This window comes from Stenotrophomonas panacihumi, from assembly GCF_001431645.1.
Taxonomy (GTDB): domain Bacteria; phylum Pseudomonadota; class Gammaproteobacteria; order Xanthomonadales; family Xanthomonadaceae; genus Stenotrophomonas_A; species Stenotrophomonas_A panacihumi.
Window position 1 is genome coordinate 70,436 of record NZ_LLXU01000035.1, and the last position, 12,791, is coordinate 83,226.

Genomic DNA, 12,791 nt, shown 5'->3' on the forward strand with positions numbered 1-12,791 from the left:
CTTCAGTCGACGTCCACGCCACTCCGCAGATCACGGGCGGATTCGGCGAGTTGCTGCATCCCGACAACGAGGTTCTGTGTTGCCGGCATCAAGTCAGCGGCTCCCTTTCCCGTCGCGAACGGTGCGAGCCGCTCGCGCGCCCTGCGCAGCGATCGGGTCACCGGTTCGAGAACGCGTCCGATACGCGCCGCTTGCACCGTGCCACGGTGGGGCCCGTCGTAAACGCGGAGGAGTGGCGTCGCTGCCTCCATATCAGCAATGGCCGCTGCAACTGCCGAGGCGATCTCGTCAGGCATCGCGTCAAAGTACGGAATCAGCTCATTGGCGCTCGCCGGATCCATCACAAGGTTTTCCCGAACGAGATCGAAAAGAAGATCGTCGACCGGACCCGCCACGCAGAGCAGCCGGGCTGCTTCCAAGTGCATCTCCTGCCTTTCAAACCGACCGTGCACGACCATTCCAACAGCCCTTGCCCGACGTTCGTGATCGCGCCTCGTCGCGTGATGCGGCGCCATGCCGACGTAAATCGCAACGACGACGGCCGCAGTGGTGCCCAGGGCAGAAGCCCAGCCGGCTGCTTCTGCTGTCCAAAGAGCAGGAACGCCAAGAAGGCACACCACAACAGCTGCCCCTATGCCAAGGCACGCAGTCGCGAGTGGGAGCGGCCGGCGCAGCCAGGTGGTCGCAGTGCGGATCCACTTGTTCGATTCCATTTTGCTTTCCCCCGTTCTGCGGAGATTTTGCCATGAGCGACATCCACCTGAACGACCGGCTGGCGGCCCTCGACTGGGCCGTGGCGCGCGCCCGCGAAGCGGCCCAAACCGACGACCTCGTCCGCCTCAACGTGCTGCCGGCCCTGCAGGCCGAGCGCGACAAGGTGCAGAAGGCGGTGCGCGGGTGATGGACGACCGCGAGCTCAAACTGCACGTGGCCCGAGTGATGCTCACCGAGTGCAGCAAGCGCCGGCACAGCGCCGTGAATCGCAACTGGTACTGGCGGATGTTCGCCTATGCCCAGGCCTGCCGGCGCACCGCGTCGGCCATGTGCGCGCAGGCGGCCCAAGCCGATCTGTTCCGAGGGCAACCGGCATGACCGACCAGCTCTTCCCTAAGCCGCCGAAGCGCATGCGGCAGCCGCGCAAGGACACGCTCCGCGAGGAGTTGGCGCGCGCGGCCGACGAGATCGAGCGACTGCGCACCGAGAACGAACAACTGCGCCAGCCTTGGTGGCGGCGCGTCATGCAGTGGAGAGCTGCATGACCTCAAATGCCTCTGAGGTTCCAGTCGTCTCCTTGCCAGGTGACCTCTTCCAACCGTTCCAACCACTTCTCGGCTATTGCCAGCGCCTCTTCCTTGGACTGCTTTTCGATGTCCTGAGCCGTCGCGTACCACACGTGGGGGTGCTCGTACTCCTCTCCAGCTTTGCGGACTCGAAACGCAGGCTCGTAGAACGCTGCTCCGTCTTCTTCCGGCTCGGTGGTTGCCCGAACCACAAAGCCGTCGATCAAACGCTCGCCCATAGCAAACTCCATTCCCGTTGTGCGTCGGGAATTTACCACCGAGGACCAGCCGCATGACGATCCCCGCATTCCCGTTGTCTTGGCCGGTCGGCTGGAAGCGCACACCGACTGCAGCGCGCGACCGGGCCCGCTTCCGCAAGGCCAGCCGCAAGAACTGGGACGGTACTTGGCAGAATCAGCGGGACCTGACCATTGCCGAGGCGGTGGAGCGCGTGCGCGCCGAGCTACAGCGCATGGGCATCCGCGACGACGACCTGGTGATCAGCACCAACCTGGAACTGCGACTGGACGGTCTGCCGCGCTCGAACCAGCGCGAGCCCGCCGACCCGGGCGTCGCCGTCTACTGGGTGGACCGATACACGCGCGGGCAGCCGCCGCGCTGCATGGCCATCGACCGATACGACCGCGTGGCCGACAACCTCGCGGCCGTGGCGGCGACGCTGGAGGCGATGCGCGCTATCGAGCGGCATGGGGGCGCGGCGATCCTGGAGCGCGCCTTCTCCGGTTTCGCGGCTCTGCCGTCGCCGGCGGCGGAGAGCTGGCGCGACGTGCTCGACCCGACCGACCCCGATGGAAGCTACAAGCGCCTGCGCGCCCAGCACCACCCCGACCGCGGCGGCACGCCGGGAGCCTTCCAGCGCGTGCAGCGCGCGTGGGACGATTACTGTCAGGACCGCGGCTGATGGGCTACATCAATCCTCTCCTCCAACTGCCCGCTGGCCGCGCGCTAGCCGCGCTCCCCGCAGAGGACCGAGAGCGTATCGAGGCGGTGATGCGTGAACTTCGGGACCAGGCGAACACCGAGGCCGAGAAGGCTTGGCGGAAGCGCAAGGGTCCCATGGCCGCGTACTGGCGCGCTGTCTCGACCTATGCGCGGCACCTCGCGCACGCGCTCTCCAAGGAGGCTCGCCATGGCTGAAGCTGCCCGCACACTTCCCCGCCAAGCGCCGCACAATGGCATGGCCTGTGCCGGCCGGCCCATCCGCGTCCCGCTCGGCAAGGCCAGCGTGCGGCAAGTGCTGCGCCGCCACCTACGCGAGGACGGCCGCCGCATGCAGGACCTGGCCGCGCCGTGGCAGTGCTCGCGCCAGACCGTCTACGACATGTTCTGCAGCGCGCGCACGTTCTCGCCGCAGCACATCGACGCCGCGATTGCCTGGCTCGGCCTGGACGACTTTGACGCCGCGGAGCTGCGCCTGCTGGGCGCGCGCGAGGCCGGCTGGGCCATCGATACCCGCTATATCCTGGAGGACCTCGCCCATGAGCGACCTGTGCCTATCGCGCGATGAGTTGCGCGACCTGACCGGCACCCCGATCCGCGCCCGGCAGCTGCAGTTCCTGCTGCGGAACGGGATCCGGCACTATATCGACCTGAACGGTCGGCCCGTGGTCATGCGGTCGACAGTTACCGGAACCCCGCAGGCTGATGCCGGCGCGGCGCCGGCGTGGAAGTCCAACAAGGTCGCCTGATGGGACGGAAGCCGACAAAGCCCGGTGCGATTCCCCACCTGCGGGCGCGCGTGCGCCGCGGGAAGACCTGGTACTACTACGACCACGGCGGCACGCCGCGCCGCGAGGAACCGCTGGGCTGCGACTATGGCCTGGCCATCCAGCGCTGGGCAGTGCTCGAGGGCACCGCGAGCGCGCCGGCGGCCGCCCGGGTGATGTTCGATTGGGTCTGCGACCGGTACATGGCCGACGTCGCCAGCCGCAAGGCCTCACGCACTTTCGCCGACAACCAGCGCGAGGTCGCCAAGCTGCGGGAGTTCTTCTGCGACCCGCCGGCACCTCTTGAGGCGATCCAGCCGGTCAGCGTCCGGCAGTACATGACCTGGCGCACCAAGGGTGGCACCGGCCACGTCCGTGCCAACCGTGAGAAAGCGCTGTTGTCGCACATCTGGAACTTCGCGCGCGATCGCGGCTACACCGCGCTGCCAAACCCCTGCGCCGGCATCAAGGGCTTCAAGGAGACCGGCCGCGACGTCTACATCGACGACAGCCAGTACGAGGCTGTCTGGGAGCAGGCTGACATCTGCCTGCGCGATGCGATGGACCTCGCCTACCTCACCGGCCAGCGGCCGGCCGACGTCCTGGGCCTGTCGGAAATGGACGTGCGCGACGGCGCCGTGCATGTCGCCCAAGGGAAGACCGGCAAGCGGCTGCGCGTGGAGGTCGTCGGCGAACTGGCGCAGCTGCTGGAGCGCGTTCGCGCGCGCAAGCGCGGGTACAAGGTGCACAGCACCAGGCTCGTGGTGAACGAAGGCGGCCGCCCGATCGGCGTCAACGCCATGTCGCGCCGATGGGTGAAGGCCTGCGCCGCGGCGAAGGTGGAAGGCATCCAGTTCCGCGACCTGCGCGCGAAGGCCGGTACCGACAAGGCCGACGCGGCCGGCGACATTCGCCAGGCACAGCGGCAGCTGGGGCACGGGTCGGTGGTGATGACGGAGCACTACGTGCGCAATCGGCGCGGCGACAAGGTGACGCCGACGAGGTAATTGCGGAACACCCCTTCGAATTGCGGAACGAAAAAGGCCCGCACGCCGCGGGCCAAGTTCTTGAATCGCAATGGAGGCCTGGGTCGGAATTGAACCGGCGTACGCGGATTTGCAGTCCGCTGCATAACCACTCTGCCACCAGGCCGGTGGGTTGCCAGTCTAGCCGAAAAACCGCGGCGGGTGACTGATAACACAAGGCCCCGCAAGCGGGGCCTTGTCTGAAACTGGAGCGGGAAACGAGACTCGAACTCGCGACCTCAACCTTGGCAAGGTTGCGCTCTACCAACTGAGCTATTCCCGCGTGAGCTGCGCATTGTACAGGGTCTTCACGTGCGTGCCAACCCTTTGTTGCATTCCGCTTTCCAGCGGCAGGGCCGGCGGAAAGCAGTGGACTTGGAGGCCTGGACGGGAGTCGAACCCATCTCTACGGATTTGCAATCCGGTGCATAACCGATCTGCCACCAGGCCCCGCATTCCTTGTTCCCGATGGCATCGCTGCGACCTGGAATGACAAGGCCCCGCGAACGGGGCCTGGTCTGAAACTGGAGCGGGAAACGAGACTCGAACTCGCGACCTCAACCTTGGCAAGGTTGCGCTCTACCAACTGAGCTATTCCCGCTTGGGAGGCGAAATTCTACAGCGAACGCATCATGTGTCAACTGTTGGTTTCGACTTTTTTAGGGTTCTGCCGTAGCGCGGCTTTTTCGTCTTCGCGCAGGCTCGGCCACGCCGCGTGCAGGTACTGCAAACCGGACCACAACGTGAGGATCGCGGCGATCGCCAACGTCCAGTCACCGACGTGGAAAACGAAACTGCCCATCCACATGCCCACGCCCGCGGCCGGCTGGCCCGGCTGCACCGAATACAGCAGGCACAGCAGCGCGACCATCTGCGCGGTGGTCTTGACCTTGCCGATCATCGCCACGCGCACCTTCGCGCGCTGGCCCAGTTCGGCCATCCATTCGCGCAGCGCGGACACCGCGATCTCGCGGCCGACGATCACCGCCGCCCAGAACGCCATCCACGGCGTCGGGTGGCCCTGCACGATCAGGAACAGCGCCACGGCAACCATGAGCTTGTCGGCCACCGGATCGAGAAACGCGCCGAACGCCGAATACTGGTGGTAGCGCCGCGCGACCCAGCCGTCGAGCCAGTCGGTGATCGCGGCGAAGCCGAAGATCGCCGCCGAGGCGAAGTTCGTCCACGAATACGGCAGGTAGAACACCACGACCAGCACCGGGATCATCAGGATCCGCAGCAGCGTCAGCCAGGTGGGGATGGTCAACTTCATCGCGCGTCTCTATTCGCCGTTCGCGTCGGGCAGCGGCAGCCCGTGCAGGTTAGCGTAGATTCGCGCGGCCAGGGCGGCGTTTACGCCCTCCACGCGCGCGATCTCCGCCTCGCCGGCCGCCTTGAGCCCGGCCAGGCCACCGAAATGTTTCAGCAGGTTGGCACGCCGCCGCGGACCGATGCCGGGAATGTCTTCCAGCTTGCTGGTCATGCGCGCCTTCTGCCGCCGGCCGCGGTGGCCGGTGATGGCAAAACGGTGGGCCTCGTCACGCACCTGCTGGATGAACTGCAGCGCCGGCGACGCGGCGCCCGGTCGCAATTCGCGCCCGTCGGGCAGCACCAGGGTCTCGTGGCCGGCGCGGCGTTCCTCGCCCTTGGCCACGCCCACCAGGGCCACGTTGGTGATGCCCAGTTCCGCCATCACCGCCTGTGCCTGCGCGAGCTGGCCGGCGCCGCCATCGATCAGCAGCACCTCGGGCAGCACCCCGCCCTCCTCCACCGCGCGGCGGAAACGCCGCTCCAGCGCCTGGCGCATGGCGGCGTAGTCGTCGCCCGGCGCGATGCCGGAAATGTTGAAGCGCCGGTATTGCCCGCGTACCGGGCCGGCGGCGTCGAATACCACGCACGAGGCCACCGTCGCCTCGCCCAGCGTATGGCTGATGTCGAAGCACTCCACCCGCTTGACCGGCTCGGCCAGGTCCAGCATCTCGCGCAGCGCTTCGCTGCGCGCGTGCTGGGCACTTTGGCTGGTGAGCTCGGAAGCCAGCGTGTTCTGCGCGTTGCGTGCCGCCAGCTCGACATAGCCGGCGCGCTCGCCGCGCACGTTCCACTTCAACGCCACCTTGCGTTCGGCCGAGGCGCTGAGCGCGTGCTCCAGCAGTTCGGCCTCCGGGATTTCGCGATCCAGCACGATCTCGCGCGGCGGCGCGTGCTCGATGTAGTACTGCGAGACGAAGGCGGCGAGGATTTCGTCGGGGCTGTCCTCGCCGTTGGTCTTGGGGAAGAACGCGCGCGTGCCCAGGTTGCGGCCGTCGCGGAACGCCAGCAGCAGCACGCAGGCGTGCGCGCCCTGGGTGGCGCAGGCGAGCACGTCCAGGTCGGCGGCGCGGCCTTCGACGAACTGGCGGTTCTGCAGGCTGCGCAGCGAAGCCAGCAGGTCGCGCAGGCGCGCGGCGCGCTCGAACTGCAGCTGCTCGCTGGCCGCCTGCATTTCACCCATCAGCTCTTCGCCGAGCTGGTCGCTCTTGCCTTCGAGGAACAAGGTGGCGCGGCGCACCGATTCGGCGTAGTCCTCCGGGGGCACGAGCGCCACGCACGGCGCGCTGCAACGGCCGATCTGGTATTGCAGGCAGGGCCGCGAACGGTTGCGGAACACGCTGTCCTCGCAGCTGCGCAGGCGAAACAGCTTGTGCATCAGGTTCAGCGTTTCGCGCACGGCATAGACGCTGGCATACGGCCCGAAGTAGCGACCCGGGATCGCGCGCGGCCCGCGGTGCAGGCCGATGCGCGGCCATTCCTCGCGGGTCAGCAGCACGTAGGGATAGCTTTTGTCGTCGCGCAGCGAGACGTTGTAGCGCGGCGTCAGCGACTTGATCAGCTGGTTTTCCAGCAGCAGTGCTTCGGCCTCGGTGCGGGTGACGGTCACGTCCATGCGCGCCACCTGCGACAGCATCGACATGGTGCGCGCGTTCTTCGGCGAGCCGTTGAAATAGCTGCCCACGCGCTTGCGCAGCGCGCCGGCCTTGCCGACGTACAGCAGCGTGTCGTCGGCGGCATACATGCGGTAGACGCCGGGAGCAGTGCTCAGTTGGGCGGCGAATGCCTTGCCATCGAATCCGGCGGGCGGCCTGGCTTTCATTCCTGGATCGTGAACTCGCTCAATTCGCCGCTGGCGATGTCGTAACGCAGCACGCCATGGGCATCGGTTTCGGCAATCCACACGCTACCGCCCGCCACCGTCAGGCCGGCGGGCCCTTGCAGGCGGCGCGGCAGCTTGACCGTGGCCAGCTCGCCACCGCCCAGGCGCAGGCTGCGCAGGCTGCCGTTGCCGCTGTCGGCGATCCACAGCACCGGCGCGGCGGGATCCATCGCGATGGCCTGCGGGAACTGCAGGCGGGCGAGATGGCGCGGGCCGTCGGCATCGCCGAATTCCCACGGCCCCTGCCCACCGATGAGCGTCTGCACGAGGTCGCCGCGCAGCTGCATCGAACGGATCGCCGAGCCGAGGGCGTCGCACACATACAGCGTCTGCTGCACGGCCACCACGGCGGTGGGCTGCGCGAACGCGGCCAGGTGGCCGCTGCCGTCGCGCTCGTCCAGCGCACCGGCGCCGGCGCGCCAACGCAGTTCGCCGCGGCCGAGGTCGTAACCCCAGATGCGGTTGTCGCCGGCCATGGCCACCAGCAGTTCGTTGCCGGCCACGGTGACGCCCTGCGGGCTGTCGAGCGAGACCTGCGCGGCCTCGCCGACGATGCCTTCCACCGGCTCGCCTGCGCGGCCATTGCCGCACAACGTGTCGACGTGGCCACTGGAGAGGTTCACCCTGCGCAGCGCGTGGTTGCCGGCATCGGCCACGTACAGCGCCTCGCGGGCGACGGCCAGGCCGCGCGGCCGGCGGAACGCCGCCTCGCCGAGGCCGCCGTCGATGAAATCCGCCGTGCCCAGGCCGAACTGGCGCAGCACGCGGCCGTGGTGGTTGCACTCCAAAATGCGGTGGTGGCCACTGTCGGCGATGTACAGGCGATCGGCGGTGGCGGCCAGGCCGGTCGGGAAACGCAGCGCCATCCGCGGCTCGGGGTTGCGTTCCGCCGGCACGCGCAGGTCGTCGTCGCTGGGCATCGGCTGGCCTTCGCACACGGCCTGCAACTCGCGTTCGAGTTCACCGCCCAGGCCAACCACGCGCTGGCGCTCGCGGCCCTGCGCGTCGATCAGCACCACCGTCGGCCACGACGTCACGCCGAAACGGCGCCAGGTTTCCCATTCGCGATCCAGCAGGATCGGCGCCTGCACGCCGTGTTGGCGCAGCAGCTTGAGCGAGCGTTCCGCTTCGCGTTCGCTATCGAAACGCGGCACCTGCACCACGATCAGCTGCAGGCGGCCCGGGTTGCGCGCCTGCCACTGCGACAACTCGGCCAGGCGCTGCACGCACCATTCCGAGCCCGCATTGACGAAGGCCAGCACCAGCGCCCGCCCGCGGTGTTCCTGCAGGGTGGACGGCCGGGCATTGAGCCAGGTGGGGAATTCGGGGAATTCCTGGAGGTTCTGCGCGCTCATCGGTCGATTATGCCCAAAGCGGGCGCGTGCGTAAGGCGCTCGACCGTGGCCAAGGCGGCCCGGTTCACGAGGTCCCAGGCCGCTTCGAATTCGGCCGTGCCGCCGGTGTAGGGGTCCGGCACCTCGCGGGCGTCGTCGATCCCGGCCCAGGGCAGCCACAGCACGACCCGCTCGCGCAGCCCGGCCGGGGCCAGGGTGCGGGCATCGCGCAGGTTGGCCTCGTCGGCGCACAGGATCCAGTCGAAGGCCTGGAAATCGGCCCGGCGCAGCTGGCGCGCGCGCAGGCCGGAGATGTCCACGCCGTGGCCGGCGGCGCAGCGGATCGCGCGGCGGTCCGGTGGCTCGCCGGCATGCCAGCCGCCGGTACCGGCCGAATCGACCTCGACGGCGCCGGCCAGCGGGGAGTCGTCCAGCCGCGCCCGCAACGCCCCCTCGCCCATCGGCGAGCGACAGATGTTGCCCAGGCACAGCACCAGCAACCTCACGCGGCGGCCCAGCGGGCTTCGGCGCGCAGCAGGTCGTCCGGGGTATCGATGCCCGGCGGGAACTGTTCGGGCGTCAGCGCCACGGCGATGCGGTGGCCCGCCTCCAGCACGCGCAGCTGCTCCAGCGATTCGACCTGCTCCAGCCGCCCCGCCGGCATCGCCGCGAACTGCTGCAGGAAGCCGGCGCGATAGCCGTAGATGCCGATGTGCCGCAGCCACTCGCCGGGCGGCAGGGTTTCGCGCGAGGCGGCAAAGGCATCGCGATGCCACGGGATCGGCGCGCGGCTGAAGTACAGCGCGTGGCCGGTGTCGTCGCGCACCAGCTTGACCACGTTGGGGTCGAACAGCTCGTGCGCCTCGGTGATCGGCGCGGCGAGCGTGGACATGCGCGCCTGCCCCGCGGCCAGCAGCCGGGCGACCTCGCGGATGCCCGCCGCCGGGGCGAAGGGTTCGTCGCCCTGCAGGTTCACCACCACGGTGTCGTCCGACCAGCCGGCCTGGCGAGCACATTCGGCCAGGCGGTCGGTGCCGGAGGCGTGGTCCGGCGAGGTCATCGCCACGTGCACGCCGGCCAGCCCGGCGATGGCCTCGGACACGCGCGCGTCATCCGTGGCCACCCACACCTCGCGCGCGCCGGCCTGCAGCGCCCGCTCGGCCACGCGCCGCACCAGCGGCTCGCCGCCCAGCAATCGCAGCGGCTTGCCCGGCAGGCGGGTGGCGGCATAGCGCGCCGGCACCGCGACGACGAAGGAAGGAATCTCGACAGTCATGTCATGCACCGTGGGGACGGCAAGGGGAAAAGGAAAGGCTCAGCCGCGACGCAGCTTGCCGAGGCGGTCCAGCAGCGCGACCCAGAACGCGGCCGGCAGGTCGGCCTGCAGCGGCACGCTGAACATCCAGTCGTCGGCGAAGTCGCGGCACTTCACCGCGTCCTTCTCGGTCATCAGCACCGGCAGCTGGCTGCCGAACTCGAAATCGGCCGCGACGTAGCGATGGTGGTCGGCGAAGGCATGCGGCACCACGCCGATGCCGCGCGTGCGCAGCATGGCAAAGAAGCGTTCCGGATGGGCGATGCCCGCCACGGCATGCACGCGCTGTCCGGCGAAGGCCGCCAGCGGGCGTGCGCGGCCACCGCCCAGCGGATGGGCCTCCTCCAGGCGCAGGCGCATCTGCCACTCGCCGAAACCCGGCGCCATCGCGGCGTCCTCGGCCGGCGTTTCGCCCAGGTTGACGATGCGGAAATCGCACTCGCGTGCACGCTCGGCCGGTTCGCGCAGCGGCCCGGCGGGGATCATCCGGCCGTTGCCATAGCGGCGCTTGCCGTCGACCACTTCGATCTCGACGTCGCGCGCCAGCCGGTAATGCTGCAGTCCGTCGTCGCAGACGACGATGTCGCAGCCGGCCGCCAGCAGCGCGCGCGCGGCGGCGACGCGATCGGCATCCACGCGCACCGGCACGCCGGTCTTCCAGGCGATCAGCACCGGCTCGTCGCCACCCAGCGCGGCGCTCGTGCCCGGTTCGATCCAGCGCGGCGTGCCCGCGTCCTGCCGGCCATAGCCGCGGCTGGCCACGCCGGGCTTCCAGCCGGCCTCGCGCAGCCGCTCCACCAGCGCGATGGTCAGCGGCGTCTTGCCGGTGCCACCGGCGGTGACGTTACCCACCACCACCACCGGCACCGGCACCTGCTGGCGCCGCAGCCACCCGCGCCGGTACAGCGCGCGGCGCAGGCCGACCACCGCGCCGTACAGCGGCGCCAGCAGGCGCGCGCCGAACGGTACCGGCAGGTCTTCGTACCAGTAGGCCGGGGTCTTGCTCAGGGTCTTGCTCATACCTGCCTTTCGCGGAACTGCATGCCGTGCAGGTGGGCGTACAGGCCACCCTGCGCGAGCAGCTGCGCATGGGTGCCCCGTTCGACGATGCGGCCGTGGTCCATCACCAGCACCTGGTCGGCGTGCTCGATGGTGGACAGGCGGTGCGCGATGACCAGCGTGGTGCGGTCGGGCATCAGCCGGTGCAGCGCGTCCTGCACGAGGCGCTCGGATTCGTTGTCGAGCGCGGCGGTGGCCTCGTCGAGGATGAGGATCGGCGCGTCGCGCAGGATCGCCCGGGCGATCGCCAGGCGCTGGCGCTGGCCGCCGGACAGCAGCGAGCCGTTCTCGCCAATCGGCGTCTGCAGCTGCTGCGGCAGGCGTTCGATGAACTCCCACGCGTTGGCGGCCTCGGCCGCGGCGCGGATGCGCTCCTCGCTGGCCTCGGTGCCGTAGGCGATGTTGGCCGCGATGGTGTCGTCGAACAGCATCACCCGCTGGCCCACCAAGGCGATCTGCCGGCGCAGGTCTTCCAGGCGATAGTCGTCCAGCGGCACGCCATCCAGGCGGATGCGCCCGCCGGTGGCTTCATAGAAGCGCGGCACCAGCCGCACCAGGCTGGTCTTGCCGCTGCCGGAACGGCCGACGATGGCGGTCACCGTGCCGGGCTTGGCCTCGAAGGTGATGTCGTCCAGCGCCAGGCCGTCGTCCTGGCGATAGCGCAGCATGACGTGCTCGAAGGAGAGATCGCCGCGCGCGCGGGCGACCTCGCGGGTGCCGGTGTCCTGCTCGGTGGGCAGGTCGAGGATGCCGAACAGGCGCTCGGCGGCCGCGACGCCGCGGGAAATGGCGCTTTGCACGCTGGTGAGGCGGCGCAGGGAGGGGATGATGGCCATCATGGAGCTCATCAGCGCCATGAACTCGCCCGCGTTGAGGCGGCCGGCCAGCGACTCTCGCGTGGCGACGAACACGATTACCGCCAATGCCAGCGCGGCCAGGAACTGCACGGTGGCCGACGCGGTCGCGCGGGTGGTTTCCACCTTCATGTTCAGGCGCAGCATGCGATTGGCCAGCACCTGGTAGCGGCCGATCTCGTGCTGCTGGGTGCCGTGCACCTTCACTTCCTGCTGCGCCGACAACGACTGTTCGGCCGTCTGCGCCATCGCGCCCATGCCGTCCTGGATGCCACGGCTGATGCGCCGGTAGCGCTTGCCCACGTAGGACACGATGACGCCGATCAGTGGCACCACCAGCAGCATGGCGAAGGTGACCTTCAGGCTCATCTGCACCATCACCGCCAGCATGTAGATGATGGTCAGCGTGTCGGCCACGACGGTCTTCAGCGCGTCGGCGCTGGCCTGGGTCACCTGTTCGGTATCGAAGTTGAGCCGGCTGACCATCACCGGGGTGGCTTCATTGTCGAAATAGGTGGACGGCAGGCGCATGTACTTGCCCAGCACCTGCTCGCGCAGGTCGCGCACCACGCTGCGGCCGGTACGCGCCATGCAGTAGTCGCCCACGAACGTGGACAGGCTGCGCATCACGAACAGGCCGAGGATGGCCAGCGGCAGCATCACCGCCGCGCGCGGCTCGGGATTGACGAAGCCCTCGTTGATCAACGGCTTCATCAGCAGCATGAAGAAGTAGCCGGCGGTGCTTTCCACCACCATGCCGACCAGCGCCAAGCCCAGCCAGCTCGAATAAGGCCGCGAATAACCCAGGAGCCGCTTGTAGATCGGCCAGACCGGCGTTGCTTTGGCTGCGCTCACCGCTGTCCTCCTGGCTCGCGACGTTCTACACCGCGCATGGCGCGCGCGCGCGAAGCGGCGCGATTGCGCCTGGCGTGCTGCATGGACGGCCACTCATTCAAGTTCATGCGATTCATCAAACGAATATACGAGTATCTCGGCGGACGATACGT

At 68.8% G+C, this 12,791-nt stretch carries 17 protein-coding genes and 4 tRNA genes; 8 read left to right on the forward strand and 13 right to left on the reverse strand.

The window, feature by feature from the left end; genetic code table 11:
• Positions 1-2: 2 nt before the first annotated feature.
• On the reverse strand, positions 3-713 hold the full coding sequence (locus tag ARC20_RS18155) for a hypothetical protein (RefSeq protein ID WP_146165809.1): 711 nt from the start codon (positions 711-713) through the stop codon (positions 3-5).
• A gap of 32 nt (positions 714-745) precedes the next feature.
• On the opposite strand from ARC20_RS18155, the gene ARC20_RS18470 reads away from it, so the two are divergent.
• From ARC20_RS18470 to ARC20_RS18475, 3 genes are read left to right on the forward strand one after another with little or no spacing between them, the layout of a single operon-like run.
• On the forward strand, positions 746-901 hold the full coding sequence (locus tag ARC20_RS18470; RefSeq protein WP_161809455.1) for a hypothetical protein: 156 nt from the start codon (positions 746-748) through the stop codon (positions 899-901).
• On the forward strand, positions 901-1,092 hold the full coding sequence (locus ARC20_RS01930) for a hypothetical protein (protein WP_057643487.1): 192 nt from the start codon (positions 901-903) through the stop codon (positions 1,090-1,092). The genes ARC20_RS18470 and ARC20_RS01930 overlap by 1 nt, the downstream gene beginning before the upstream one ends.
• Positions 1,089-1,259, forward strand: a complete 171-nt coding sequence (locus ARC20_RS18475; RefSeq protein ID WP_161809456.1) for a hypothetical protein — start codon at positions 1,089-1,091, stop codon at positions 1,257-1,259. The genes ARC20_RS01930 and ARC20_RS18475 overlap by 4 nt, the downstream gene beginning before the upstream one ends.
• A 2-nt stretch (positions 1,260-1,261) precedes the next feature.
• Here ARC20_RS18475 and ARC20_RS01935 read toward each other — a convergent pair whose 3' ends face one another.
• The gene (locus ARC20_RS01935) at positions 1,262-1,519 is read right to left on the reverse strand and encodes a hypothetical protein (protein WP_146165810.1); all 258 of its coding nucleotides are present in this window, start codon (positions 1,517-1,519) and stop codon (positions 1,262-1,264) included.
• Between the two features lie 53 nt (positions 1,520-1,572).
• Here ARC20_RS01935 and ARC20_RS01940 point away from each other — a divergent pair, with 53 nt between their 5' ends.
• Genes ARC20_RS01940 through ARC20_RS01960 form a run of 5 tightly spaced genes read left to right on the forward strand, consistent with a single transcriptional unit; the run spans position 1,573 to position 4,014 of the window.
• Entirely contained in the window at positions 1,573-2,202 is a 630-nt protein-coding gene (locus tag ARC20_RS01940; RefSeq protein ID WP_057643491.1) for a hypothetical protein, read from the forward strand.
• Positions 2,202-2,438 (forward strand): hypothetical protein, encoded by a 237-nt coding sequence (locus ARC20_RS01945; RefSeq protein WP_057643493.1) that lies wholly within the window; start codon positions 2,202-2,204, stop codon positions 2,436-2,438. The genes ARC20_RS01940 and ARC20_RS01945 overlap by 1 nt, the downstream gene beginning before the upstream one ends.
• Entirely contained in the window at positions 2,431-2,808 is a 378-nt protein-coding gene (locus ARC20_RS18720; RefSeq protein WP_237642484.1) for a hypothetical protein, read from the forward strand. The genes ARC20_RS01945 and ARC20_RS18720 overlap by 8 nt, the downstream gene beginning before the upstream one ends.
• Positions 2,780-2,989 (forward strand): DUF4224 domain-containing protein, encoded by a 210-nt coding sequence (locus ARC20_RS01955; protein WP_057643495.1) that lies wholly within the window; start codon positions 2,780-2,782, stop codon positions 2,987-2,989. Before ARC20_RS18720 ends, ARC20_RS01955 begins: the two co-directional genes overlap by 29 nt.
• Positions 2,989-4,014, forward strand: a complete 1,026-nt coding sequence (locus tag ARC20_RS01960; protein WP_057643498.1) for a site-specific integrase — start codon at positions 2,989-2,991, stop codon at positions 4,012-4,014. Before ARC20_RS01955 ends, ARC20_RS01960 begins: the two co-directional genes overlap by 1 nt.
• A gap of 71 nt (positions 4,015-4,085) precedes the next feature.
• On the opposite strand, the gene ARC20_RS01965 is transcribed toward ARC20_RS01960, so the two are convergent.
• The 11 genes from ARC20_RS01965 to msbA form a co-directional block, all read right to left on the reverse strand.
• Positions 4,086-4,159: transfer RNA gene (locus ARC20_RS01965), tRNA-Cys, on the reverse strand.
• Between the two features lie 80 nt (positions 4,160-4,239).
• Positions 4,240-4,315 (reverse strand) — tRNA-Gly (locus tag ARC20_RS01970).
• A gap of 93 nt (positions 4,316-4,408) precedes the next feature.
• Positions 4,409-4,482 (reverse strand) — tRNA-Cys (locus tag ARC20_RS01975).
• Between the two features lie 75 nt (positions 4,483-4,557).
• Positions 4,558-4,633: transfer RNA gene (locus tag ARC20_RS01980), tRNA-Gly, on the reverse strand.
• Positions 4,634-4,669: 36 nt separating this feature from the next.
• Positions 4,670-5,305 carry a CDP-diacylglycerol--glycerol-3-phosphate 3-phosphatidyltransferase gene (pgsA, locus tag ARC20_RS01985; protein ID WP_057643501.1) on the reverse strand — a complete coding sequence of 212 codons (636 nt, stop codon included), beginning with the start codon at positions 5,303-5,305 and terminating at the stop codon, positions 4,670-4,672.
• 9 nt (positions 5,306-5,314) lie between these two features.
• Complete coding sequence (gene uvrC, locus ARC20_RS01990; protein WP_057643504.1) at positions 5,315-7,162, reverse strand: excinuclease ABC subunit UvrC; 1,848 nt, start codon at positions 7,160-7,162, stop codon at positions 5,315-5,317.
• Positions 7,159-8,577, reverse strand: coding sequence for a redoxin domain-containing protein (locus tag ARC20_RS01995; RefSeq protein ID WP_057643507.1), 1,419 nt, complete (start codon positions 8,575-8,577; stop codon positions 7,159-7,161). Before ARC20_RS01995 ends, uvrC begins: the two co-directional genes overlap by 4 nt.
• On the reverse strand, positions 8,574-9,062 hold the full coding sequence (locus tag ARC20_RS02000) for a low molecular weight protein-tyrosine-phosphatase (RefSeq protein ID WP_057643510.1): 489 nt from the start codon (positions 9,060-9,062) through the stop codon (positions 8,574-8,576). Before ARC20_RS02000 ends, ARC20_RS01995 begins: the two co-directional genes overlap by 4 nt.
• Complete coding sequence (gene kdsB / locus ARC20_RS02005; protein ID WP_161809458.1) at positions 9,059-9,820, reverse strand: 3-deoxy-manno-octulosonate cytidylyltransferase; 762 nt, start codon at positions 9,818-9,820, stop codon at positions 9,059-9,061. The genes ARC20_RS02000 and kdsB overlap by 4 nt, the downstream gene beginning before the upstream one ends.
• 51 nt (positions 9,821-9,871) lie before the next feature.
• Positions 9,872-10,891, reverse strand: coding sequence for a tetraacyldisaccharide 4'-kinase (lpxK, locus tag ARC20_RS02010; protein ID WP_057643518.1), 1,020 nt, complete (start codon positions 10,889-10,891; stop codon positions 9,872-9,874).
• Positions 10,888-12,639 carry a lipid A export permease/ATP-binding protein MsbA gene (gene msbA, locus ARC20_RS02015; RefSeq protein WP_081417988.1) on the reverse strand — a complete coding sequence of 584 codons (1,752 nt, stop codon included), beginning with the start codon at positions 12,637-12,639 and terminating at the stop codon, positions 10,888-10,890. The genes lpxK and msbA overlap by 4 nt, the downstream gene beginning before the upstream one ends.
• Between the last annotated feature and the right edge of the window lie 152 nt (positions 12,640-12,791).